The organism is Pseudomonas triticicola (assembly GCF_019145375.1).
GTDB classification, from domain to species: Bacteria; Pseudomonadota; Gammaproteobacteria; order Pseudomonadales; family Pseudomonadaceae; genus Aquipseudomonas; species Aquipseudomonas triticicola.
In genome coordinates, this window is record NZ_JAHSTX010000001.1 from 1,340,058 (window position 1) to 1,365,319 (window position 25,262).

The following is a 25,262-nucleotide window of genomic DNA, read 5'->3' on the forward strand; positions in this document are numbered from 1 at the left end:
CGTCCTCCGCAATATCCGTCAATAGAATGGAATCCAAATCAAAAGATTCATTCTCAGACCTTGAGTCTCATGCTTTTAGGTCGATGCACCTGAAGAGTCTGCGGGCGTTTTTCGCATCATCTGTTCCATAAAGTCGGGGGCCATCCCTTTTGTTTTATTTAGGTCAGGAATGTCAAATTCTCTGACTAAAAAATACTTGGTCGAGCTTGGTGATTGTGACATTTGGCTTACCATGAATTTGTCATTTACATAGAATTCCAGCAGGTCCTCAATATCGAAGCTGAGACTCTTCGACTCCTTCACAAACCATTCGTCCAGCAATGCTTTTTCTGCTTTAGTTGCGAGTCCGATGCTCAGGCGTTTGGCTTCCCTATCAACGTCCTCTAACCAGCCAAGCTCGCTGCGAAGTACATCTTTACTTTTGCGAGTTTGTTCCAGAGCCGCGTCGCGCTTACTAGCTTGAACTTCTGTTTCACTGCCCATTCCCAGCAAGCGTTTTAATGTTCCGGAGTCACCCAATAATGGGCGTTTCAAGCGATCTTCTTGTTCGCTATAAGCACGGTGTTGTCCACTATACAATTCCCAAAGTCCACGAAGTCTTTGGATGTATAAGCGGCGATGAGCTAGAAAAGCGTCGGCAGACACTTTTTTATTGCCAGCTAGGCTCGTGTATCGTTTGCTCGCCTCAATAGCGCCGGTGCCATTGATGTGATCATGAAATTCGAAGAAGCTAGCCACGTATCTATCTTTTTCTTGAAGTTTCGCCATAGAGGGGAAGGGGACTCCAGCACTATAGGCGGCACGATACATTTCGTGCAAAGCCACCATGTGCAGCTCTCGGCTGTGCGAGGCACTTTTTTTCGCCAATCCGCCCCCTACGTCAGAGCTCGTGCCCGGAACCAACCGTTCTTCCCATCGGGGGTAAGCGATCCGGTGCCGATTAGACGTGCACGCCTGTCACCTCTACACTCATGAGCAGCAACTAGGTGAAGTGCCGACTTGACTGGACCTGGCAAGCACTCTCCATCATCCACTGAATTGGAAATTGGCAGTAAAAAATCTCGAACCACCGATGCTTCCATGCTTCGATCTACCGCATCGAACAGCCCAGCGAAAACCACTTCCAGCTTTGCACCTTTGTAGACGGTAGTACCAGGGTCGCACGCCTCAAATAATTTATGAGCGAAGGCTCGCGCAAGCGTAGCGCCATAATCGAAACCGAACACCGATACTGAAATTTTTTTGATCGAGATCGAGTTCGATTTTTTGACGTCCTCTACAAGCTTTTCAAAACGATTACTTGCGGCCTCTAGGCGAGTGTCTACACCAGTTTTAAGTAAACTGAAAACTATTTCTTGGTCACGGACGGGAGAAATACCTTCGACCGAAGCCTTGGCTGCTGTAGTAGCAATAGCGGAAATAAGATTCCTGGGTTTTAGGTTGTTTGTAAAGTTGTCCCACCAGTTTTTCCCGGCTAATACGTCTTTGCCTACGTCAACAACAGCTTCCGTGGAATTATCTTTCGGTAGTTTGGAAACGTCGTCTTTGATTTTGCTGATTGCGCCGTTGAGGTTGGCTGCGCTAGTAGTCGAGTTCGTGCCTAAGGTAGCGTCAAACGATGTGGCAAGCCCAGATATATAGAATTTATGATGCTGACTGGCCGGATCGGATGGTGCAGAGTTCTCCTCGTGTGGATACGCGAGAAAAAGGCTGCCAATATTGGTAACTCTTTCTTCCTTTAAGTCGTCTTCTAGGTTTCTACTAACTCCATCGAAAAAAAATCCAACATGTAATGTTGCTTCACATGGTAGCGTTGAACTCTTTTTTAATCCTGTGGACGAACTTAAGCGCGAGCTAATGGCTTGTGCATCGCATAAGTTTTTTGGTTCGCTCATGGATGACTCCCTTGTCCATTGGTTTCTTTAGTCTTATTTTCGCGGAATGAGTTTTTATCAAGCGTAGTTGCAGACCACGTGAGCTCTATTTTATTACCGGGAAGAAAGTAAACATGCAGCGTGTCGTCCCCAGCCTTGCGCTTTGGCATAGGCATTAGTTCTTCATGTCTTTCTATTTTCATTCCTTGATCCTCCTGAGCTTTCGACATGCTCAGGATCCAAACTACCTTCGCAGTGTCGCCGGACATCTTCCAGCAACAGGTCACGCCACCATTTCCTCCCCAGTTGTCATTTACCCAAAAGCTACCTATTGGTCTGTTCATATAATTGTGGGAGGTGAGAGCAGCGCCGGATATTCGGGTTTTGGTGTAAATATAAAATCCCACGAAAAATACCGCGAGAATCAGAATTACGATCGCTGAAGATCGGCGTTTCCATCGTCGTTCATTCGAGCTATTCATGGTCAGCGACATCAATGTTTCCCGTGTCATTTTACAAAGCGATGTTATATAGAAATTGAAGGTTCAGTCAGACAGCTGCTGTATAACGATTCCAAGCGGCAGTTTTTCTCTAAATGTTCGCTCCTTAGCTTGAGTCCACATCGGCCAGTTCTCTGGAAACTTAGGGTTCATCAACCGCAGGGTGGCAAATAGAGTGACGTCTTCCGCGTCCGTTAAACCTTCACTGCGGCCAGCGTCCAGCGCTTCTTTCACTTGTTTCAAACGGGCGCCGTGACAGGTGCTGGCAAACACTTCAGGCGCTTCTTTTTCCAGTTCAGTGGTGAGGCTGTAGGGTAGAGGATCGATCTCCATGTCCGTCCACAGCTTTCCGTCAAGAAAGATAGGCTCGTATCTTCCGGGCTTTTCAAGGTTGAGTCCCTTCAGACAGTGCCATTGATCTTCTTCTGCTGGCACCCACCACTCCTGCAGCGGTCCAAACAGCCACGCATGCCAAGACAGATCATCGCGTGCGTGCAGCATTGGCACGACTTCTGGCGCGTAGCTACGGATCATCAAGACTTCGCCTGCTTCATTCTTTGCCAGCAACGCATCACTAAGGTGAGCGGCGAGCTTGTCGGTTGAGCAGTTGGTACGAATCCAACTGGCCATTGCGGTGCAGCCGGTGAAGTGTTCGTGAGCGAGAAAGGCTTCGAAATCCATGTGGCTAACGTCGACCAGCCACGGGCCGTAGTTGCGCAGTTCGGCGAATTCCGGTTGCACCATCAACGGCCGTCGTGACGGGTCAGCTCTGACGAACTGCAATCGAGAGGGTTCTGGCAACAGGCCGATCTCAACGATCGCGAATATCGACTGAGCGTTCTTTTGCGCTTCGCCCCATGCTTTCGCTGCGTCACTCTTTGTCATCAATTGGCCCCCGATTGCAGGGCGAGTTTTTCACGCATGGCTTTTTTCAGGCATTCGACGCAGATGCCGGTAGGTGCTTTGAGTTTCGGCGTCACGGCGAGGGACTCCGCCTGCATCATCTGGTTAGCGCGGGTTTGCATCAGGCGTCCGGCGTTATCAAAGGCTGCGAGTCCCGGAATGAATGGGGCGAGGATCTGAATGCCGGTACCGGCTCCCGGACCACCACCCGAATTCACCTTCACTTCCGTGCCGCTAATCGTGACACCACCCGCATCAACCTTCACAAAACTCCCGCCAGCCTTGGCCGTGAGCTCCATGCCACCCTCAATCACCACTTTCTCACCAGCGTGATAGTGAATCTCGGTTCCAGCCTCGACAAACTGCGCCGTGCCGACCTTCACATGCTGCGTCACACCCACCGTCAGGTGATCATCCGCGCGCATTTCGCTGATGCGGTCCAGATGGGTGATCCGGTGCTCTTCGACCTTGAACTCGCTCAACACATTCGCTTCAACGGTGTCGTGGCGTTCGTTGCCGACGCGGATTTTCTGGTCGTGTTCGATGTTTTCGTCCCAGTCGCGCTGGGCGTGGATGTAGATCTGTTCGGCGCCTTTTTTGTCTTCGATGCGGAATTCGTTGTAGCCCTTGCCGCCCGGGGAGCTGAGGGTTTTGAAGGTGCTGCGGGTCTTGTTGGCGGGCAGGTCGTAGGGGACGACGTTTTCCTTGTGGTACAGGCAGCCGGTGACGAGGGGCTGGTCGGGGTCGCCTTCGAGGAAGGTGACGAGGACTTCCATGCCGATGCGCGGGATGGCGATGCCGCCGTAGGCGCTGCCTGCCCAGCCGCTGGCGACGCGCATCCAGCAGGTGGTTTTGTCGTCGGACTGGCCGTCGCGGTCCCAGTGGAATTGCACCTTGATGCGGCCGTACTGGTCGCAGTGGATCTCTTCACCGGCAGGACCCGTAACGACGGCGGTCTGGCTGCCGAGGACTTTCGGTTTCGGGTGTTCGAGGGCAGGGCGGTAGTGCGCGTGCCATGGGGTGGCGAGGAAGCTGTTGCGGTAGCCCTGGTGGAAATCGCTTTTGTTGTCGGTGACGTCGCTGGTGACGTTTTCGCCGAGCACTTGCGGCTGTTTGCCTTCGTGGAAGACTTCCAGCAGCAGCCAGAGGTCGTTCCACTCGGCGCGCGGGTGTTCGGCGAGCGTGAGGAAATGGCCGCTGGTCAGCGTCGGTTCATCACCTTTGCCTTCGGCGAGTTTGTAGTCACTGCGATGGCGTTCGAGGGCGCGGGTTGAGAGGAACTTGCCGCGCTCGCGAGTCGTGAAGCGGCCGGGGTAGTCGTAGTCTTCCAGGTCCGGGGCGAATTCGGATTTGACCGCGCCTTCGGGCAGCAGCTTGGGTTTTTCGAAATCGTAGTCGCGGCGGCTGACGCGGGTGGTGCGAGTTTCCAACCGCAGGTTGAAGCGCTTGATCACCGGTTTCTCCGCAGCCATGCCGGAGTCCTGCTGGTAGCTGACCGGCTTCAGTTTGCGGAACACCGTCTGATCGTCGCCGAACACCAGTTTGTGGCCGCTGCTGCTGTGCTGGAAGTGGAAGTGGATGCCTTCCTCTTCGCACAGGCGCTGGATGAAATGCAGGTCGGACTCGTCGTATTGCACGCAATATTCGCGTTCCGGGTACTCGGCGTTGAGCTGGAAGCTGTAGGCGTCAGAGAGAATGCCGCGATCTTCCAGCACCTGGGCGATGATTTTCGGCACCGTCAGTTGCTGGAAGATCTGCTGATCATGGTTTGTACTGTTTTTTTCAAAACTTAGAAGCCAAATTCAGGTGCAAAATAGGAAAGAGGGGGGTGGGAAGATTTCCAGTCCTGAGCAATTTTTTTTGCTTTTTTGATTTCGTCGCTCGACATGCTGCTAGCTAGGATCGAAGTCTGCTTTTGTGCTAAGTCACCAGGGCTGCTGTCTCCCAGTTCAGAAAGCAGACTGAATAGGGCGTAAGATTTTGCCTTGTCCAGCACTATTTCATATTTTTTGCTGTGATCCTCAGAAGATAGAGCTGCCGCGTACTCAAATACAGCGTCTACATATCCAGTTTCTGCGGAACTTATCAGCGCATTTTTAGCTGCTTCCGCGCTCCCTTCTTTCGCTAACTCTAAGGCCCATTCGAGCATGGCTGGCGGATATCCTGCATCAGACGAAGCCTTCGCCCATTTCATAACAGCTTGTTGGCGTTGAGAAGGAAGTAAAAACCATCCCTCACCCTCCTCAAAACGATGCGCAAGAAGATTTTGCGCGAGAGGATCGCCGGCTTCTGCAGATTTTTTAAGCCACTCAATTTCTGCTGTGGCGTTGTACATCATGAGTAGGCACTTTTTTTGACCGGAGTCCGCGCATTCCTTTGTTATTTTACGCGCAGTATTTATCCAATACGTTTCATCTTGCTTGCATTCCTCAGTGAGGGTGCAAAGCTCTCTGTTCTCACTGAGCCTTAACATTGCATATACGTGACCTTTGGCCGCAGCCTCCTCGTACCAATGCTGCGCTTCCTTCGTCATAAACATTTTTTGGTGGCGTAGGGTTTCTGCCAAAAAATACTGCGATTCAGTATCACCCGCTTCGGCTGAAATCTTCAGATATGGTTCTAATTTAAACCATTGATTTTGATTGTAAAGTTCGATGCCTTTGCGTTTGGCTTGCGACTGCTCTTGTGTGAGTGCGCCGAACGAAAGCCCAGGTATTAATGTAAAAAAAAGCAAAGCTGCGGTTAAGGGCTTCATTTTTGTCCTGAGTAAACTGTAGTGGTTTTATTGTAAGCGTCTGAGATAAAGCCGAGCGGACTGGTCTCAACTTGAGTGCTGCACAGATGATTTATGTGTTGGCCCAAGATGGAAATGTTGTTTCTATACTCTGAGCGCCGGAATTCAATAGCTGTTCTTTCAGCGCCTAATTTTCCTGTTTGCTCTTCCATAAACTTATTCAGGCGATAAAGATTTTTGCAAAAATCAAGTTTTGGTTCCTCGGACGTTACTCCGTGCGGGTTCATACGTGAAACCGCCTCCTCAAACTGCCGTTGAGCTTCATTTGGCTGGGTTTTATTGAAGGCTTGTTTGACTGGGGACTGAGCGATCCACTCGATGCAAAATCCGATAGCCTGTTGTTGATACACAATTGCCTGAGTTGAATCGAAGCTCTTAGCGGTTGCAGTTTCAGAGGAGTCTGCTGCCTTAAATGGCCGCGGCGAGCTACAAAGTGTGTGAAGAAGTGGGCCAATTGCTTCAGGCTGGAGGCCCGCAAACCACTCTTTATAGCCCATTTTGTCTGGAAAACTGGCAATGCTATAGCCGATCAGGCTTGCCCGATTTCCATTTGTCATAGAGTCGTAAAGCTGATTGACTCTTGCTTCAGTCTGCGCGGCATAGAAAGCGATATCCCCCATCGTGACGATGCCCAGAAACGATAACTTGCTTAAGTAGCTAAATGCACTTTCATCAATCCATTCTAGTCGGTGCATGTCATTTTCAATAAGCGCGGTTCTGATCATTCTCAACCAATCGCTTACACTTTTAGCGTCAATTTCAAAACTAACAGAACCTGATGCACCTAATCCAAAAAATAACGAGGCCTTAGCGTTCAATCTCAAACGACCATCTTTCATACTTATTGAGAAAGCACCATGCAACGAGGCTCCAGCGCCGCCAGCTACGCTAACTTCGAGTTTTGCGAGTGTATTCCAGGCATTTGTACGTGCGTAACCTGGAACTGGAGGCGCCGGGCGGATATTAGTAGGGGGCTTCCATTTTAATTGTCCGGTTATTTGGCAGCCGACTTGAGCTCCAAAAAAAAGTTTTACATCTGGCTCGGTTTCTTTAGGCTTCGCGGGGTCTACACTTGCGTCTTTCACTGTTTCTGTAGTTTTTTCGATGGCGTCATCGGATCCGCTAATTCCCAGTTTGCCATGCTCGGAACTGACCTTCAGGTCTCGAGCAAGAATCAAACTGGCGCCAACAAAGCCCCATGCTTTGGCGTTTATTTCTAGATAATATTCGCCAAGTTCTAAAACCTTTGGTTCGCCCTTGTAAGAGATATAGTCAAGGGTTATTGGCTTTATATTTGCGGGGTCAGGGAGTTTTAGGTCGAGTATATCTACTTCACCACGAGCTAGAGAAACTTCCATTCCGAGTTCTATGCCGGCTAGCTTCTTGTCCTTAAGCTTCGGGCCGCTGACTTCTGCTCTACCATGTATCGCGGGTACTATTCCCACGCCCAGCATTCTTACAAACATTGCAGGATAGCTATTATCGAACAGGGCCAGTTGGCGCAATGTATCATCTTCGAAAATCATCGCTTGCAAATTTTCTCCCCACGGTTTTTGGCTCGAGGGGGATTGGATGCTTTTGACTTTGAAGTGTTCCTGGTCAAGGAATTTGAAAAGTTTTTCAGGCTGAAATAAGCCTTTTTCAAACCATTCAGTGTTGATTTCTAATGATTTACATCCCTTTTCTACCAGATAGCTGGTGAAAGCTGCATCTTCATCTGCTTTCGCAATACCTTTAATTTTGGTGTTTTTTAATAATTCATACATTCCCTTATTCGCATATGAGCGTAAATCCATCAGGCTGAAGTGAGAAAGTGGTTTATTAGAAGAGGCCATACTGACCTCCCGAAGCGGAATACTAGCTTTGACTAGTGAGTCAACTGGCTTAGGTGTGTATGCTTTCGGATCCCAGAGCAGCAATCTGTAAGGCTTTACAGTAATTAAGTTTTTTTCTGCCTGCTGCCGCATCAATCGAGACTTTTCTTGGGTTTCTAGATACTTATTTTGGTTCTTAATAAATACCGACGAAGGAGGTGTTGCCCTATCTCCGGTAGCGGCGCACCACTTGTCGAACTCAGTAATAATACTCTTGGCTGTAGAGTCTAACTCTTTGTCCAGTTGCATGTAGTCATGAAAGCACAATGTTCCTGCGCGTTGGCTTTCAGGGTTGAGCGCGAATTCTGGAGTGGCGATCCCTAGATCCGCTAAGTCGAGAATGACTTTTGTATATTCTGCGAGAACGCTTTCTAAGTGTTCAATTCGCTTAGTGATATCTTCCTTTAATAAGCCATCGACTTTTTTCTCTTTTTCTGTACGTTCGAGAAGTTTTTCATAATGAGTAAGCAATTCCCAGATGGGCGCTTCACGCTTTAGGAAAAAGTCATTTTCTGTGAATGCTTTCTTTTTTGAGGCTTCCCGGTATTTGCAGTAGATACCTATAAGTCCACTGATTTTTATTTCGCGCGGGCTGTATAAGCGACCATTTTCCTCGATGTATCCTTTCGCTAATGCTTCTTTTCGTCCTTTCTCTTCAAGTTGCTTTCGTTCCTCTGCAAGAGAAAGAATATCGCTGCGAAGAGATTCGTTTGCAGAGTTTTCTGCTTCATAAATATCAATGCGGCGACGAGTTGCATCGCTTTGCGCGCTAGCCGATTCTAATGTTTTTTTGTTGGAGGTTTCAATCTTAGTAATTCGGTCGTCAAGTTCATCGAAACGTAACTTGTCTTCATCTCTCAGGAAGGAAGAAAGTGCTGGTGAAGCGAAACATGCCATTAAGCCTGCTTTGTCAAGTTGCTGCATTCTCTCAAGGCGATCCGTAACAGCTACGCGCTTTGACATTAGTGCAGCGCTTTCATCCAGTTGTTCTGTTACCTCTTTGGTGATAAGCCAGAACTTCCTTTGTGCTGTAACATAAATAATGTCTTCATATTCTTTAGAGCATCCGGTACCAATCCTTTCTCCAAATTTTTCAGCACTTTTTGCTTTTACATCTGTTTCCGGCTCTAATGCCACCGGTGGCTGCTTAGGTTGTTCGGTTGAAACCGTCATGGCTGTCATCCCTTAGCCAGTGATTCGAGTAATGAAATCTTCTCGTGCGCCTTTATTTTTCTATCCAAGATCTCTTTTACTTCAGGCATGAGAGTGAATTCAGGATTATTAAAAATCTGTGGAAGCAACGACTGTAGGTGAGCGCCTTGGTTGATTCCCGATTTAACTAATTCGTCAAACTGTTTGATAGCTTTTGAAAGGTCCTGGTCAGTTGCGTCCAGATTTTGATTAAAAGCCTGCTCGTAAATCCAATAATGCCAGTGTAGCGTTTCGCTCATCTCAAAAAATATATCTGGAATATCTAAGGGTGAATCCGGCACTAGAGGGCTTGCTTGGATCTTGGGGTTGTCCCAGCGCCCCCATTTAAATTCATTGGTGGTGCTGCTTGGTAAAAGAGTCCAAACATGTTTGATTGGTCCGTATAACTTTGATTTGAAAGTATCGTTTAAAGAGCGGTGTAGGCATGACCAATTTATAGGGTCGTAATATCTAGAATATACTAAGCCATGGGGGCGGCAAGTTTTTGTAAAAAGATACTGCAGGTGTTCACGAATGGGTAAGTCGGCAGCCAACAAAATGCCGCAGCGGTCTGACTGAAGTTTTAGTCTTACATTGTCGGGCAATAGGCCTTCCTTCAACTTCACGAGAATTGGGCTTGCATTTCCTAAATGGCCGTGTGGTGAGCCGGCGAGAAGTGAGCTTACTTCTACATCACTTTGCTTGTATATCTCTTGTAGAATTTCTGGAGATCGTACCCGATCAGCTAACAACCATAGAGTCGTGCCGGACTGTACTCTGGGATGATCTGTAGGCGCTAGTTCCTCAGACGGCTTCAACACTAAATGCATGTACAGTCCTCCCGTGTGCAGATCCCATTGGACTGCTTGCCGCATACAGGAATAACCTGCGCTCCTGCTACGCTTGCTTGTTTGAAGTTAATTAACGCCGTCAATGGTATTTTTGGTACGGGCGATATAGGAACGCCAAAAGGCAAGTTAGGTGGCAGGATTCCAATCCCAGTTCCTACACCCGACGCACCACCGGTATTAATCTTCACCTCAGCCCCGCTGATGGTCACACCACCCGCATCAACCTTCACAAAACTCCCACCAGCCTTGGCGGTCAGCTCCATGCCACCCTCAACCACCACCTTGTCACCCGCGTGATAGTGAATCTCCGTCCCGGCCTCAACAAACTGCCCAGTCCCCACCTTCACATGCTGCGTCACACCCACCGTCAGGTGATCATCTGCGCGCATCTCACTGATGCGGTCCAGATGGGTGATCCGGTGTTCTTCGACCTTGAACTCGCTCAGCACATTGGCTTCAACGGTGTCGTGGCGTTCGTTGCCGACGCGGATTCTCTGGTCGTGTTCGATGTTTTCGTCCCAGTCGCGCTGGGCGTGGATGTAGATCTGTTCGGCGCCTTTCTTGTCTTCGATGCGGAATTCGTTGTAGCCCTTGCCGCCCGGGGAGCTGAGGGTTTTGAAGGTGCTGCGGGTCTTGTTGGCCGGCAGGTCGTAGGGGACGACGTTTTCCTTGTGGTACAGGCAGCCGGTGACGAGGGGCTGGTCGGGGTCGCCTTCGAGGAAGGTGACGAGGACTTCCATGCCGATGCGCGGGATGGCGATGCCGCCGTAGGCGCTGCCTGCCCAGCCGCTGGCGACGCGCATCCAGCAGGTGGTTTTGTCGTCGGACTGGCCGTCGCGGTCCCAGTGGAATTGCACTTTGATGCGGCCGTACTGGTCGCAGTGGATTTCTTCACCGGCAGGACCCGTGACGACGGCGGTCTGGCTGCCGAGGACTTTCGGTTTCGGGTGTTCGAGGGCAGGGCGGTAGTGCGCGTCCCACGGGGTGGCGAGGAAGCTGTTGCGGTAGCCCTGGTGGAAATCGCTCTTGTTGTCGGTGACGTCGCTGGTGACGTTTTCGCCGAGCACTTGCGGTTGTTTGCCTTCGTGGAAGACTTCCAGCAGCAGCCACAGATCGTTCCACTCGGCGCGCGGGTGTTCGGCGAGCGTGAGGAAATGGCCGCTGGTGAGGGTAGGATCATCACCTTTGCCTTCGGCGAGTTTGTAGTCGCTGCGATGGCGTTCGAGGGCGCGGGTCGAGAGGAACTTGCCGCGCTCGCGAGTCGTGAAGCGGCCGGGGTAGTCGTAGTCTTCCAGGTCCGGGGCGAATTCGGATTTGACCGCGCCTTCGGGCAGCAGCTTGGGTTTTTCGAAATCGTAGTCGCGACGGCTGACGCGGGTGGTGCGAGTTTCCAACCGCAGGTTGAAGCGCTTGATCACCGGTTTCTCCGCAGCCATGCCGGAGTCCTGCTGGTAGCTGACCGGCTTCAGTTTGCGGAACACGGTCTGGTCGTCGCCGAACACCAGTTTGTGGCCGCTGCTGCTGTGCTGGAAGTGGAAGTGGATGCCTTCCTCTTCGCACAGGCGCTGGATGAAATGCAGGTCGGACTCGTCGTATTGCACGCAATACTCGCGTTCCGGGTACTCGGCGCCGAGCTGGAAGCTGTAGGCGTCGGAGAGAATGCCGCGATCTTCCAGCACCTGGGCGATGATTTTCGGCACCGTCAGTTGCTGGAAGATCTGCTGATCATGGTTGTGCTGCAGATAGGCCAGTTGCGGCATCAGGCTGATGCTGTAGCGGGTCAGGGTCTTGCCGGAGTCGCCCTGCTCGATGCGATAGACCTGGCCGTGAATCTTGCCTTCGCCGGTGGCGCCGAACGTCAGGCAGGCGCGCTTGTGCAGCAGCTCTTCGAGCTTCAGGTCGGGGCGGGCGCTGACCAGTTCGAGGTCGAAACGGAACGGTTCATTGAGGGCTTCGCGACCGGTGAAGCTGAGGACTTGCAGGTCGGCGTTGGCGTCTTCGATCGAGAGGGTGATGTGGGTTGCATTGGCGTCCAGCATGCCTTGAATTCCGTCCGTTGAATAAGCAGGTGATGGATGTTGCAGGATTAGACGGCCTCATTCAAGGCGCAAATGGCGTAGGTGTGGGGCCTTGATGCCATAGGGAAAACCCTTAGGAGGGCGGTTTGGGTCAGTGAAATCGGGCCTTTCATAGACTTTGATGGTGTTTGAGAGATTGCCATCGCGGGCAAGCCCGCTCCCACAGGTTTCTCGGGTGTAGACAAAATCGGCGTTCACTAAGGTCCTGTGGGAGCGAGCCTGCTCGCGAAGGGCTTCTACAACCAATGCCAGAACCGGCTCCAGAACCCGCGATTGAGGTCTTCCTTGCAGCCGGCATATTGCTGCGCATACAGATCCGAACGGTTCTGCACCTTGCGCGCGGTCGGCGGTAGCCAGGTTTTGCTCGCGTAGGTCTTGTTGCGAAAGCCGCCCCAACCTTCGTGGTAGTTCAGGTACTGGTTATAGGCGTCGTATTTGTACACGCCGTTGATCGAGGTGGTCTTGTCCATGTACCAGCCGACGAAGTCGATGGCGTCGTCGAAGTCTTCGCGATCGGCCCAGTTGCGGCCGGTGCTTTTCTGGTAGTCGGCCCAGACTTCATCCTTGGCTTGCGCATAGCCGGAAGCGGTGGAGATGCGGCCCCACGGAATTACCCAGAGCAGGTATTTGCGTGGTGTCTTGGCGTCGTAGCGGTAGCCGGATTCCTGATACATGATCGCGAAAGGCACCTGGATCGGCACGCCCCAGCGTTTCTGGGTGACTTGCGCAGCGTCGTACCAGTCGCTTTTCTCGCGGAAGATTGCGCAGATGTCCTCCGGCGAGCGGGGCGGCGAGGTGCCGCAACCGCTCAGCAGGGTGGCCAGGGTCAGAAGAGCGAGGGTGTGCCTGTGATTCAAAAGCTTGTTTCCGTCGTGCGCAAAAAGGCCGACAGTCTACGCGCTCAGCTCAATTGATGACGATAGGGCAGATCCGGACCGGTTTTGCTGCAGGTCAGCGCGGCGGCTTGTACGGCGAACCTGAGCATGCCGTCGATTTGCTCGCGACTGAGCTGCTGCACGCCTGCGACCGAGTCCAGCGAGTGCTCGGTCAGCCAAGTGATCAGCGCGGCCTGGAAGGTGTCGCCAGCGCCTACCGTATCGGCAATCTTCACCGGATTCGCCGGTACCGACCACGAGCCATGGGCGCGACTGAACACCGTTGCGCCGTCGCCTCCGCGCGTCAGGAAGACGATCTGGCAGCGATGTTCGAGCCAGCCTTCAATCACGTTTTGCGGATCCTGCTCGGGATAGAGCAGGCTCAGATCCTCGTCGCTGACTTTGATCAGATCGGCCAGGCGCACCAGCATGGCGATGCGCTCGCGCCATAGATTGATGTTCGGCTCGGGATTGAGGCGCACGTTGGGATCGAGGCTGATCAGGCGTTTGCCGCTTTCACGCTGAACCAGCTTAAGCAAGGTGTCGCCAATCGGCTGCACCACCAGCGAAAACGAGCCGATGTGCAGGCCGCGCACCTCGTCGCCAAGTGTCGGCAAATGCGCCTCGCTCAATTGCCGGTCGGCGCAGCCTTCGCCACGGAAGCTGTAATGCGGCGAACCGTTGGTGCCCACGGCGACCATCGCCAGAGTGGTCGGCGCGGCGAAATCCACCAGATAGTCCGGACGCACGCCTTCCTCCTGCAGGACTTGCTGCAAACGCCGGCCGAGGTAGTCGGTGGACAGGCCGCCGAACAACGCCGAGTCCACGCCCAAGCGGCGCAAACCGACGGCGACGTTGAACGGCGAGCCGCCGGCAATCGCCTTGAAATTGACTTTCGAGGCCAGACCACTGGCATCGTTTTCGCTGAAGAAATCAAACAGGGCTTCGCCACACACCAGATACATAGTTGTTTGCTCGTTATAGGGTTGCGACATGCTGTTGATAGCGTTCGTACGCCTGCTGGAACGCCGCGACATTGGCGGCGATCGGCAGGGTTTCGCTGCCTGCGTCGAGTTTCACGCAGCGCTCGCACAGATCGGCCAGGGAAACATCATCGCCGTTAGAGCGCGACGCGCACCACGCCGCTTGAATCGCCGCACCCAGTGCGGCGGCTTCGCTTTGTTCAGTGCAGATGACCGGAGCGTTCATGATGTCGGCGACGATCTGCCGCCACACCGCGCTCTTCGAGCCGCCGCCGATCAGGCAAATGCGCAGGCTTTGTAAACCATTCTGGCGGAGCAAATCCAGCCCGTAGCGCAAACCGAAGGTGGTGCCTTCGACAGCGGCGCGGCACAGATTGGCCTGGGTCAGGTTGTCCATGGTCAGGCCATGCAGGCTGCCGGTGGCGTGGGGCAGGGCGGGGACGCGCTCACCGTTGAGGAACGGCAACATGCTCACGCCTTCGGCACCGATCGGCGATTGCGCGACCAGTTGGTTGAACGTCGGCAGATCGAGCTTGAACAGTTCGCGAATTGCACCGGTGGCGTTGGTCAAATTCATGGTGCAGATCAACGGCAGCCAGCCGCCGCTGGAGGAACAGAACGTGGCAACCGAGGCATCGGCGCTGACACTCGGCTCCTCCGAATAGGCGTAGACCGTGCCGGACGAACCGAGGCTCATGGTGATCGCGCCGGGCTGGATATTGCCGGTACCGATCGCGCCCATCATGTTGTCGCCGCCGCCGCTCGAGACCACGGCGTTGGGGTTGATGCCGAGTTGCTCGGCGATTGCCGGCAGGAGAGTGCCGACTGCGGCGTGCGCGTCGATCAGCTCCGGCAGCGCGGTTTGCAAACGGCCGCTGGCATCGATGTCGCGCAGGATCTGCACATCCCACTGCCGCGTGCGCACGTTGAAATAGCCGGTGCCGGAGGCATCGCCGTATTCGCTGCAGGCGCGGCCGGTGAGCCAGTAATTGAGGTAGTCGTGGGGCAACAGAATGCGTGCGATGCGTGAGAACACGTCGGGATGCTGCTCTTTGGTCCAGAGCAGTTTCGACACCGTGTAGCCCGGCGCAATGACCACGCCGAGGCGTTCCAGCGAGCCTTCCTCGCCGCCCAGTTGCGCGAGCAAGCGCTCGTTTTCCGGCGTGGTTTCGGTGTCGCACCAGAGCTTGGCCGGGCGCAGCACTGCGCCTTGCTCATCGAGCAGGACCAGGCCGTGTTGCTGGCCGGAGACGCCGACACCGAGGATCGCCTGGCCGTCGACGTTGGCCTCTTGCAAGGCCTGGCGGGTGGCGCTGACGAATGCGTCGAGCCACTGTTGAACGTCTTGTTCGCGACGGCCATTGGCGCCGCTGATCATCGTGTGCGGCGCTGCGCCCAGACCGAGCACCTGCCCGCTGTCGGCATCGAGGATGATCGCTTTGGTGCCTTGGGTGCCGCAGTCGATACCCAGGAAGAGCTTTGTTGTTGTCATGTATGGGCCCGTCAGATTGCGCTGAAGATCAAGAGCTACCCCCTCACCCCAGCCCTCTCCCCCAGGGGGGAGAGGGGGAAAGGGAGCAGTTTTTCATGCTTTTCAAACTCTGTATTCGACTCGGAGTTTCAGGTCGATGAATGACGGAAGAACGCCGCGGTCGGTCCCCTCTCCCTCTGGGAGAGGGCTAGGGTGAGGGGCTTTTCAGCCGAGCACCCGTTCCAGAGTCCGCGAAACCCCAACCTCGCGCAAACTCTGGCAGCACCACTCGAACGCTGCAACAAACTCCGCCGACTTCGGTATCGCCGTGCCGAAAATCTCTTCCACGCCCAACAGGCGCTCGGTGATCAACCCATCGTCCGCCACCAATCCCTGACAGAACGCCGCTCGCGGGTCCGGAATCGAATACGTATCGCCATTCTCATCCACGCCCTTCAAATACAGCGCCCACGCCGCCACGACCAGCGCTGCACGCTTGGTCTCGCGGCAATCGGCGATCAGCCGATTGATCGTCGGCACGGTGAACTTGGGAAACTTCGACGAGCCATCCGAACACACACGCTCCAGTTGATCGGCAATCGCCTGATTGGAAAACCGCGCCACCAGCGTGTCCTTGTATTCGCTCAGATCAATGCCCGGTACCGGCGCCAGTTGCGGCGTGACATCCAGGTCCATATAAGCGCGCATGTAACGCACGAACAGCGGATCGTTCATGGTCTCGTGGACGAAGCGATAACCCTTGAGAAAGCCCAGATAGGTGAGCGCCAGGTGACTGCCGTTGAGCAGTTTGATTTTCATCTCTTCGTACGGCGACACATCGTCGGTGAACTGCACGCCGACCTTTTCCCACGCCGGGCGGCCGTTGACGAATTTGTCCTCCAGCACCCACTGTACAAACGGTTCGCAGACCACCGGCCAGGCATCGTCGACGCCGTGTTTGTCGGCCAGTTGCAGGCGATGTGCGGTGCTGGTCATCGGCGTGATGCGGTCGACCATGGCGTTGGGGAAACTGACGTTCTGGTCGATCCAGTCGCGCAATTGTGGATCACGCAGCGCGGCGAAGGCCAGCAGCGCTTTGCGCGCGACGGCGCCGTTGTGCGGCAGGTTATCGCAGGACATCACAGTGAATGCCGGAACGCCCGCCGTACGGCGTTTGGCCAATGCGGCGCAAAGGAAGCCGAACACGGTGCCCGGCGTTTCGGGATGGGCGAGGTCGTGTTGAATCTGCGGCAGATGCGCCATGAATTCGCCGCTGCTGTCGTCGATGCAGTAACCGCCCTCGGTGATGGTCAGCGAGACGATACGGATCTGCGGTTCGGCGAGTTTGTCGATCAGCGTTTGCGCGCCATCTTCGGCCAGCAGCATGTCGCGGATCGCGCCGATGACGCGCACTTCGGTGTCGTCGCTGTCACCCAGTTCGAACAGGGTGAACAGGTAATCTTGCTCGCGCAGATCATCGCGGGCACGGCGATCTTCCGGGCGCAGGCCGACGCCGCAGATTGCCCAGTCCAGCGCTTCGCCAGTGTTCATCAAGGCATCGGTGTAATACGCCTGATGTGCGCGGTGGAAACCGCCGACGCCAATGTGGGCGATGCCCTGGCGTGTGTCGCTCAGGTTGTAACCCGGCAGTTGCACTTCGGCGGCGAGGCGGTTGAGGTTCTGTTGGTTGAGTTTCATCGGATAGTCTCGAAATCAGGCGGCAGCGCGCAGTGGGCGGGTCAGCGCCACACCTTCAGCGTCGAACAGGTGGCAGTGAGTCGGGTCCAGACGCAGGCTCAATTGCTCGCCATAACGGCTGGCCAGATCGCCGCGCACCCGCATGGTCAGGGCTTCACCGGCGCTGGTGGTGACGTGGCAGAAGGTGTCGCTGCCAAGGCGTTCGCTGACATCGGCAGTCACCTGCAACGTGCAGTCGCCAGGTTGCGCCAGCTCCAGGTGTTCGGGGCGAATGCCCAACGTGACTGCGCTGCCGACACTGAGGTTGGCGGCGTTGAACGGCAGGGTGATGCGTGTGCCGGCGTCCAGCGAAACTTCGCAACTGGCGCCGTCGATGCGGGCAATCTTGCCTTTGAGGAAACCCATTTTCGGCGTGCCGAGAAAGCCCGCGACAAACAGGTTGGCCGGGTTGTGATAGAGGTCCAGCGGCGAGCCGACCTGCTCAATCCTGCCGCCATTGAGCACCACGACTTTGTCGGCCATGGTCATCGCTTCGACCTGATCGTGGGTCACATAAATCATCGTCGCTTGCAGGTCTTTATGCAGGCGCAGCAGTTCCAGACGCATCTGCACGCGCAACGCCGCGTCGAGGTTCGACAGCGGCTCATCGAAGAGGAAAATCTTCGGGTTGCGCACGATGGCACGGCCGATCGCCACGCGCTGGCGCTGGCCGCCGGAGAGCTGTTTCGGCTTGCGCTCGAGCATCGGCCCGAGCTCGAGAATCCGCGCCGCTTCGCCAACCTTGCGCTCGACCTCGGTTTTCGGCACGCCGGCCAGATCGAGGGCGAACGACATGTTCTTTTTTACGGTCATGTGCGGGTACAGCGCGTAGGTCTGGAACACCATCGCCAGATCACGCTTGGCCGGGCTGACTTCAGTGATGTCGCGGCCATCGAGTTCGATGGTGCCGCCGCTGACCTCTTCCAGCCCGGCGATCAGGCGCAGCAGGGTGGACTTGCCGCAGCCCGACGGGCCGACGAAGACCACGAATTCCTTGTCGTTCACTTCCAGGTCAATGCCCTTGATGATGGAAAAGCCTTCGAAGCCTTTTTGCAGATTCTTGATTTTCAGGTTGGCCATGAGATGGGCCTCCGCATTGTTATTTTTAAGATCAAAAGATCGCAGCCTGCGGCAGCTCCTACAGGAGATTTATACCGATTCGACATTCCATGTAGGAGCTGCCGTAGGCTGCGATCTTTTGCTTTTCAGTTCATTTCACGGCACCAAACGACAGGCCGCGCACCAGTTGCTTCTGGCTGATCCAGCCAAAGATCAGAATCGGCGCACACGCCAGGGTCGAGACCGCCGACAACTTGGCCCAGAACAATCCTTCGGGACTTGAATACGAGGCGATCAACGCGGTCAGTGGTGCGGCATTCGAAGAGGTCAGGTTCAGCGACCAGAACGCCTCGTTCCAGCACAGGATCAGCGACAGCAGCACGGTCGAGGCGAGGCCGCCCTTGGCGATCGGCAGCAGCACGCGAACCATTTCCTGCCACAACGTCGCACCGTCGAGGCGGGCGGCTTCGAGGATGTCTTTGGGGATGTCCTTGAAGTAGGTGTAAACCATCCAGACCACGATCGGCAGGTTGATCAGCGTGTAGATCACGATCAGCGCAATGCGCGTATCGAGCAGGCCGAAACTCTTGGCCAGCAGGTAGATCGGCATCAGGACGCCCACCGGCGGCAGCATCTTGGTCGAGAGCATCCACAGCAGCGTGCCTTTGGTGCGCTGGGTTTCGTAGAACGCCATCGAGTACGCCGCCGGCACCGCGATCAACAGGCACAGGGCAGTGGCGCTGAACGAGATCACCACCGAGTTCCAGGCGAAGCTGAAGTAATCGCTGCGGTCGTTGATGTGCAGGTAGTTCTCCAGCGTTGGCGTGAAGATGAACTGCGGCGGCGTGGCGAAGGCGTCGATTTCGCTCTTGAAACTGGTCATCACCATCCAGAAGATCGGGAAGAAAATCACGATCGCGATGGCCCAGGCCAAGGCGCCGAGCAGCAGGCTTTGCAGGCGGCGGGATTGTTGGAGGGTCATGGCAGGCCTCACGCTTTGTCAGTCAGGTTTTTGCCGATCATCCGCACCAGAATGATCGCGGCGATGTTGGCGATGACCACGGCAATCAAGCCGCCCGCCGAGGCCATGCCGACATCGAACTGGACCAGCGCCTGGTTGTAGATCAGGTAGGCGAGGTTGGTCGAGGCGTAGCCGGGGCCACCGTTGGTGGTGGTGAAGATTTCGGCGAACACCGAGAGCAGGAAGATCGTTTCAATCATCACCACCACGGCGATCGGCCGCGCCAGATGCGGCAGGGTCAGGTGCCAGAAAATCGCGATCGGGCCGGCACCGTCCAGGCGTGCAGCCTCTTTCTGTTCCTGATCCAGCGACTGCATGGCGGTCATCAGAATCAGGATCGCGAAGGGCAGCCATTGCCACGAAACAATGATGATGATCGACAGCAGCGGGTAGTGCGCCAGCCAGTCCACCGGTTGCGCACCGAACAGCTTCCAGATGTAGGCGAGGATCCCCGAGACCGGGTGGAAAATCAGGTTTTTCCAGATCAACGCGCCGACGGTGGGCATGATGAAGAACGGCGAGATCAGCATCACCCGCACCAGGCCGCGACCAAGGAATTCGCTGGCCTCCAGCAACGCGCTGATCAACACACCGAAGACCACACTGATCAGCAGCACGCTGCCGACCAGCAACAACGTATTGGTCGCGCCGGGCATGAAGCCCGAATCGGTGAGGAAGTAAGTGAAGTTCTCAAGCCCGACGAATTCGTTTTCGCCGGGGTAGAGCAGGTTGTAGCGGATCATCGAGAAGTACAGGGTCATGCCCAGCGGCACGATCATCCACAGCAGCAACAGCGCCACCGAGGGGCTGACCAGAAACCAGCCGGGATTGCGCACCCGCAGCTTGCGCTGCGGTGGCGACAGGTCGATGTGGGCTTTGGCAGTTGAAGTATTCATGGCATTCACAACCGAGTCATACAGACCTATGGAGATCCCCATGTGGGAGCGAGCCTGCTCGCGAAAGCGCCGGATCAGTGTCATGTGTGTTGGCTGACACGACGCCTTCGCGAGCAGGCTCGCTCCCACAAGAGACAGGAGCAAGTCGTTCAGCGCTTACTTGGGATAACCCGCGCGCTTCATCTCGCGTTCCGTGGTCTGCTGCGCCGCCGCCAGCGCCTGATCCACCGTGGTCTGGCCGATCAGTGCTGCCGAGAACAGCTTGCCGACCTGGGTGCCGACTGCCTGGAATTCAGGAATGGTCACCAGTTGAATGCCGATGTACGGCACCGGTTTCAGCGTCGGCTTGCTCGGGTCAGCGGCCTTGAGTGATTCCAGCGTCACCTTGGCAAACGGCGCGGCGCTCATGTACGCATCGCTGTAGGTCGAAGCGCGGGTGCCCGGCGGCACGTTGGCGATGCCATCGGTCTTGGCAACCAGTTCGCCGTACTCTTTGGACGTGGCCCAGGCGCTGAAGGTTTTTGCTGCGTCCTTGGCCTTGGAGCTGGTCGGAATCGCCAGCGCCCACGAATACAGCCACGCCGAACCTTTGTCGGTGACCTGATGCGGGGCGAAGGTAAAACCGACGTGATCGGCGACCTTGCTCTGGGTCTTGTCGGTGACGAACGAGCCGGCGACGCTGGCATCGACCCAGATCGCGCATTTGCCGCTGTTGAACAGGGCGAGGTTTTCGTTAAAGCCGTTGCTCGACGCCCCCGGCGGGCCGGATTTCTTCATGGTGTTGACGTAGAAATTCAGCGCGTTTTTCCATTCCGGTCCGCTGAATTCCGGTTTCCATTGCTCATCGAACCAGCGCGCGCCGTAAGCATTGGCGACCGTGGTCACCAGCGCCATGTTCTCGCCCCAGCCGGCCTTGCCGCGCAGGCAGATGCCGTATTGCTCTTTGTCTTTCTGGGTGAGCTTTTCCGCAAACCCGGCGATCTCTTCCCAGGTCGGCCGCTCCGGCATGGTCAGCCCGGCTGCCTTGAACAGGTCGGTGCGGTAATAGGTGATCGAACTCTCTGCGTAGAACGGCAGCGCATACAACGAACCCTTGACCGACAGGCCTTCACGCACCGAAGGGAACACATCGTCGAGGGCATAATTGGCCGGCAGATCCTTCATCGGCTCCAGCCAACCCTTGCCGCCCCAGAGTGCGGCTTCGTACATGCCGATGGTCAATACGTCGAACTGGCCGCCCTGTGTGGCAATGTCGGTGGTCAGGCGCTGACGCAGGACGTTTTCTTCCAGCACCACCCAATTGAGCTTGATGTCCGGATGCTCGCTCTCGAAGGTTTTCGAGAGTTTCTGCATGCGGATCATGTCGCTGTTGTTGACGGTGGCGATGGTCAGGGTCTGGGCGCCAAGGCTGACGCTGCTGAGGGTCATGCAGGTGAGAGCGAGCAGAGCTTTTGCAGTGGGTTGCATCGTGCACTCCTTTTCTGACACCCGACGGGGCAGAAGGACAGTTATTGTTTTTGTGTCTTCCGAATGCAGGAAGAATCTGCGCTGATTACAGCCTTCCACGGCGGGGCTGACAAATCATCCCTAGCACTTTTGTTGATACTTTTTTGCACTGGGGTTTGGTTGGGTGAACGCAGGGAAGGGGTTTTGCGCGAGGTGCCGTTAACGAATGCGTACAGATTTCGCCAGCCGGGGCACGGTTTTTTGTGGGAGCGAGCCTGCTCGCGAAGATGGTGTGTCAGCCACAGGATTTTTCACCGACAGACCGCTTTCGCGAGCAGGCTCGCTCCCACAGGTGGCGTGTCTTCAGAGATGGTTCTGTTCAGTCAGGCGCTGCACCGCCAGCCGCCGATAGTGCGACGGCGTCATGCCCTTGAGTTGCTGAAAGCGCCGATTGAAGTTGGAAATATTGTTGAAGCCAGACTCGAAGCACACCTCGGTCACCGGTTTGTCGCCGTCGGCCAGCAACTCACAGGATTTGCTGATGCGCAGGCGATTGACGAATTCGATGAAGTTGCGTCCGGTGGCCTGTTTGAACACTCGGCTGAAGTAAGTCGGCGTCATGCCCAGATGCTCGGCGACTTCCTCCAGTGAAATGTCCCGGGCGTAATGGCTGAAGATGTAATCGACCGCGCGGTTGGTGCGGTCGATGTTGTGTTCGTCGGCCAGTTGCGGGGTGGTAGCACCGGACAACAACTGGTAATCCTCACTCGCAGCGAGCAATTCCATCAGGATGAAAAAATGCCCGAGGCGGGTGATGCCGGTGCTGTCGGAGATCCGCTGCATAAGCGTCATGGCCTGACGAATCGTGCGCTTGCAGCGAAATTCGATGCCGTACTGCGCGCGATCAAGCAGTGGCGCCAGGGATTTCAGTTCAGCGAAAACCTGATGCCCGCTCTCGAACAATTCGTCGGTGAAGTTAACCAGCATGTCGCGCTTCTCCACCACTTCATCTTCAGCGACCTGGCTGATCCAGTTGTGCGGCAGGTTGGGACCGGTCAGAAACAGGGTTTCCGGATAGAAGTTGCCGATGTAATCGCCGATGAACACCTTGCCCGAGCTGGCGACGATCAGGTGCAGTTCGTATTCCTTGTGAAAATGCCAGCGCACCAGCGGGCAGGGGAAGCCGTGCTGGCGGTAGATGATGGACAAACCGTTATGGTCGTCCATCAACTCGTAGGAAGGGTCGGTCACGCGAGCGGTTCGGGTCATGACGGGGCACTTTTTTATTATCGCTGCGCGATCATGCCTCGTTTTTGGCCATTTGTGCCACTTCCGACCGGCCGTCCGTGGTTACCGCTCAGCTGAGCTTGTCGCGCGCCTTTTGCAGGTTGGCCATTTGGCAGAAACGCACGATGTTCGAATTCTTGATGAAGTCGAAATTGATGATGTTGCACTTGCGCGCCCAGTCGGATTTTTCCGGGTCGAACCACTCGTCAAGACTGTCGAGGATTCGCTGTGGCCCGCCCAGTGTGTAACTGGTTGCCGACAGCGACCACGGGCGGAGCGTATTAACCGCCGTGCTCAGTACATTGCTGATATAGCCATGAAGATCCGAGGTACTGACCTGCGTTTTGCCGATCCACTTGTGATTGATTTGTCTGTAGAAACGGAAGTCTTCGCTTTCCCAGGTCATCGGCGCAGCCACCATAATGCGCTGCAATGGATTGATGGCTTTGAGTTGGCCAATCGTCAGATGAAGATTGTCGGCGGGAATGATCCGTTCCCCAAGGTGCTCCAGCAAAGCTGTTTTGAATTCCTCATGGTTGAATGGATCTGTAGCGTTGGAAAGTTCATGGAAGTCCAGAACGATAAACTCGTTCGGGCTTCTTTCATAAAACCCCTTAACATCCCTGATCAGGTCCTCAAGCGTTCGCGAAGAGTTGAATCCATTGTGGTGGAAACGAAATTTCGCCAGTTGTTTCGCATTGCTGTTGTAAACAAGGCGTACGTCAAGTGCGCGTGCGCCGCGATTCAACTGCGAATAAAACGAAACGTCCTGACAGGCCAGCCAGTTTTTACCGGGAAACAGGGCGTAAGACGCTTCCCAGTCACAACCGGCGTTATGCGCGCCGGGCAGGGTCATTTCGAATAACGTAAGAGTATCGATTTGTGGTGAATCTGCCATCCATTGATGGCTTGGTATATCGTCGAAATTTTCCATGTTGCATATCCTGCGAAGTGGTTAATAAGTTGCGTGCAGGATGTTTATAGGCAAGTTCGTGCTGTTGTGAAAGTTCGCTTTTAATGCAAGTCATGTAATTGATGTAATCAACGCTATGTTGGGTTCAACTGGTTTTTCGCTTCTATCCATTGAGCCATGTATTGAGTGCTTTTGAGTGTGTGATGTCGCAACATGGCGCCGGTAAAGTTGTCATTTCTAAGTTGTGCCAAGTGTTGTCGGCAATCAGTGATCCGGTTGATCAGACGCGGGCCATGTACGCTGCGCTGATAACGTTGCTGCAAAAGTGCAGAAGCCTGAATCTGCGCCTGCTGCCAGCGCGCCGGATCTTCGTAGAGTTGCACGGCCTGTTCGGCGAAGGTATTCGCGTCCAGGGCAACGGCTCCCGGCCAAGGAGCATCGCCGTGCATGGCTTCGGCGCCGATCGGTGTCGTCACGCTTGGCGTGCCGCAGAGCATGGCATCGACCAGTTTGCCCTTGATTCCCGCGCCAAAGCGCAATGGCGCGAGGCAAACTCGCGCTGCAGACATCACCTCAAGCGCATCTTCGGCCCAGTCCATGATGTGAAAGCCTTGACCCGGGTTGTGCAGTGCGGTGGCTTTGGGCGGCGTATAGGCGCCATAGATATGCAGTTGCGCGCGCGGCATGCGCGCGCGGATCAGCGGCCAGAGGGTGGTCTTCATCCAGAGCACGGCATCCCAGTTTGGCGCATGGCGGAAGTTGCCAATGCTGAGGAAATGCGCGCGCTCTTCGAAACCTGGCGGGGCGGTGTCCGGAAGATCAATCATCAACGGACACCAATGCAGGATTTGCCGAGGCAGGCCGAATTCCTCCACCAGCAGGTCGATCTCGACTTCGGAAATCATCAGGTTCAAATCACACCGGTACAGCGCAGCGATTTCCCGTTTGGCCAGATCGGTGCCGGCCATCAGTTGGAATTCTTCGTGCAATGCCGGTGCGAACAGTTCGGTGAAATCAGTTTGCTCGTCGTCGCTTTTCAGCCGGTCTTTCAGGCGCTGATGACGCGCATGCCGCAGGCTTTGCAGGTCGGAGGTTTCCAGGATGCGCAGGGCGTCCGGACAGTGTTTCTCCACCCGCCAGCCAAACTGTTCCTCCATCATGAACTGATCGAACAGCACGATATCCGGCGCCAGCTCGTTGATGAACGTGTCGAAACTGCTGTTGTTGAGCTCGATCGATACTTCGCGAATGCCCAGCGCCGTCAGATCAGCCTTGTGTTCACCCGGGCCGGCCGGGCTGCTGAAAGTGATGTCCCATCCCTGATCGAGAAATGTCTCGAGGATCTGCATGACATGCCCGCTGGCCGCCGATGAGCGCGGTTCTGGCCAGACGTAGCCGATGACCAGAACTTTGGTGGTACGCGAATGGCTCACGACTGATCCTCTGACCCATGGACGAAAAAAGGGCGCAATTAAACCACAGCGAAGTGATTGAAATGCACCCTGTTCA

General features: G+C 55.2%; 19 protein-coding genes and 1 pseudogene. All 20 read right to left on the reverse strand.

Features of this window, described 5'->3' with window-relative positions; all coding sequences use genetic code 11:
- Positions 1–75: 75 nt before the first annotated feature.
- Positions 76–828 (reverse strand): hypothetical protein, encoded by a 753-nt coding sequence (locus KVG85_RS06150; protein WP_217863276.1) that lies wholly within the window; start codon positions 826–828, stop codon positions 76–78.
- 47 nt (positions 829–875) lie between these two features.
- Positions 876–1,895: a hypothetical protein gene (locus KVG85_RS06155; RefSeq protein WP_217863277.1), complete on the reverse strand. Its 1,020-nt coding sequence runs from the start codon at positions 1,893–1,895 to the stop codon at positions 876–878.
- Positions 1,892–2,368, reverse strand: coding sequence for a DUF3304 domain-containing protein (locus KVG85_RS06160; RefSeq protein ID WP_217863278.1), 477 nt, complete (start codon positions 2,366–2,368; stop codon positions 1,892–1,894). The genes KVG85_RS06155 and KVG85_RS06160 overlap by 4 nt, the downstream gene beginning before the upstream one ends.
- 51 nt (positions 2,369–2,419) lie before the next feature.
- Positions 2,420–3,259, reverse strand: a complete 840-nt coding sequence (locus KVG85_RS06165; RefSeq protein WP_217863279.1) for a DUF4123 domain-containing protein — start codon at positions 3,257–3,259, stop codon at positions 2,420–2,422.
- A pseudogene (locus KVG85_RS06170) lies at positions 3,259–5,046 on the reverse strand (type VI secretion system Vgr family protein); the annotation flags it as partial. The gene KVG85_RS06165 and the pseudogene KVG85_RS06170, both read right to left, overlap by 1 nt.
- Before the next feature lie 20 nt (positions 5,047–5,066).
- Positions 5,067–6,032: a tetratricopeptide repeat protein gene (locus KVG85_RS06175; protein WP_217863280.1), complete on the reverse strand. Its 966-nt coding sequence runs from the start codon at positions 6,030–6,032 to the stop codon at positions 5,067–5,069.
- On the reverse strand, positions 6,029–9,118 hold the full coding sequence (locus tag KVG85_RS06180; RefSeq protein ID WP_217863281.1) for a hypothetical protein: 3,090 nt from the start codon (positions 9,116–9,118) through the stop codon (positions 6,029–6,031). The genes KVG85_RS06175 and KVG85_RS06180 overlap by 4 nt, the downstream gene beginning before the upstream one ends.
- Before the next feature lie 5 nt (positions 9,119–9,123).
- Complete coding sequence (locus tag KVG85_RS06185) at positions 9,124–9,966, reverse strand: DUF4123 domain-containing protein (protein ID WP_217863282.1); 843 nt, start codon at positions 9,964–9,966, stop codon at positions 9,124–9,126.
- Positions 9,957–12,026, reverse strand: coding sequence for a type VI secretion system Vgr family protein (locus KVG85_RS06190; protein WP_217863283.1), 2,070 nt, complete (start codon positions 12,024–12,026; stop codon positions 9,957–9,959). Before KVG85_RS06190 ends, KVG85_RS06185 begins: the two co-directional genes overlap by 10 nt.
- A gap of 275 nt (positions 12,027–12,301) precedes the next feature.
- Positions 12,302–12,922, reverse strand: coding sequence for a transglycosylase SLT domain-containing protein (locus tag KVG85_RS06195; protein WP_217863284.1), 621 nt, complete (start codon positions 12,920–12,922; stop codon positions 12,302–12,304).
- A 44-nt stretch (positions 12,923–12,966) separates the two neighbouring features.
- On the reverse strand, positions 12,967–13,905 hold the full coding sequence (locus tag KVG85_RS06200) for a carbohydrate kinase family protein (protein ID WP_217864941.1): 939 nt from the start codon (positions 13,903–13,905) through the stop codon (positions 12,967–12,969).
- A gap of 13 nt (positions 13,906–13,918) precedes the next feature.
- A complete protein-coding gene (gene xylB, locus KVG85_RS06205) occupies positions 13,919–15,415 on the reverse strand; it encodes a xylulokinase (protein ID WP_217863285.1) in 1,497 nt (498 codons plus the stop codon).
- Positions 15,416–15,619: 204 nt separating this feature from the next.
- Positions 15,620–17,092, reverse strand: a complete 1,473-nt coding sequence (locus tag KVG85_RS06210; protein WP_217863286.1) for a mannitol dehydrogenase family protein — start codon at positions 17,090–17,092, stop codon at positions 15,620–15,622.
- A gap of 15 nt (positions 17,093–17,107) precedes the next feature.
- Positions 17,108–18,211: an ABC transporter ATP-binding protein gene (locus KVG85_RS06215; protein ID WP_217863287.1), complete on the reverse strand. Its 1,104-nt coding sequence runs from the start codon at positions 18,209–18,211 to the stop codon at positions 17,108–17,110.
- A 130-nt stretch (positions 18,212–18,341) separates the two neighbouring features.
- Positions 18,342–19,172 (reverse strand): carbohydrate ABC transporter permease, encoded by an 831-nt coding sequence (locus KVG85_RS06220; RefSeq protein ID WP_217863288.1) that lies wholly within the window; start codon positions 19,170–19,172, stop codon positions 18,342–18,344.
- A gap of 8 nt (positions 19,173–19,180) precedes the next feature.
- Positions 19,181–20,107, reverse strand: a complete 927-nt coding sequence (locus KVG85_RS06225) for a carbohydrate ABC transporter permease (RefSeq protein ID WP_041480415.1) — start codon at positions 20,105–20,107, stop codon at positions 19,181–19,183.
- A gap of 156 nt (positions 20,108–20,263) precedes the next feature.
- Positions 20,264–21,574, reverse strand: a complete 1,311-nt coding sequence (locus KVG85_RS06230) for an ABC transporter substrate-binding protein (RefSeq protein WP_217863289.1) — start codon at positions 21,572–21,574, stop codon at positions 20,264–20,266.
- Positions 21,575–21,916: 342 nt separating this feature from the next.
- Positions 21,917–22,822, reverse strand: a complete 906-nt coding sequence (locus tag KVG85_RS06235) for an AraC family transcriptional regulator (RefSeq protein ID WP_217863290.1) — start codon at positions 22,820–22,822, stop codon at positions 21,917–21,919.
- An 88-nt stretch (positions 22,823–22,910) separates the two neighbouring features.
- Positions 22,911–23,774, reverse strand: a complete 864-nt coding sequence (locus KVG85_RS06240) for a PI-PLC domain-containing protein (protein WP_217863291.1) — start codon at positions 23,772–23,774, stop codon at positions 22,911–22,913.
- Positions 23,775–23,887: 113 nt separating this feature from the next.
- The gene (locus tag KVG85_RS06245; protein ID WP_217863292.1) at positions 23,888–25,186 is read right to left on the reverse strand and encodes a glycosyltransferase; all 1,299 of its coding nucleotides are present in this window, start codon (positions 25,184–25,186) and stop codon (positions 23,888–23,890) included.
- Between the last annotated feature and the right edge of the window lie 76 nt (positions 25,187–25,262).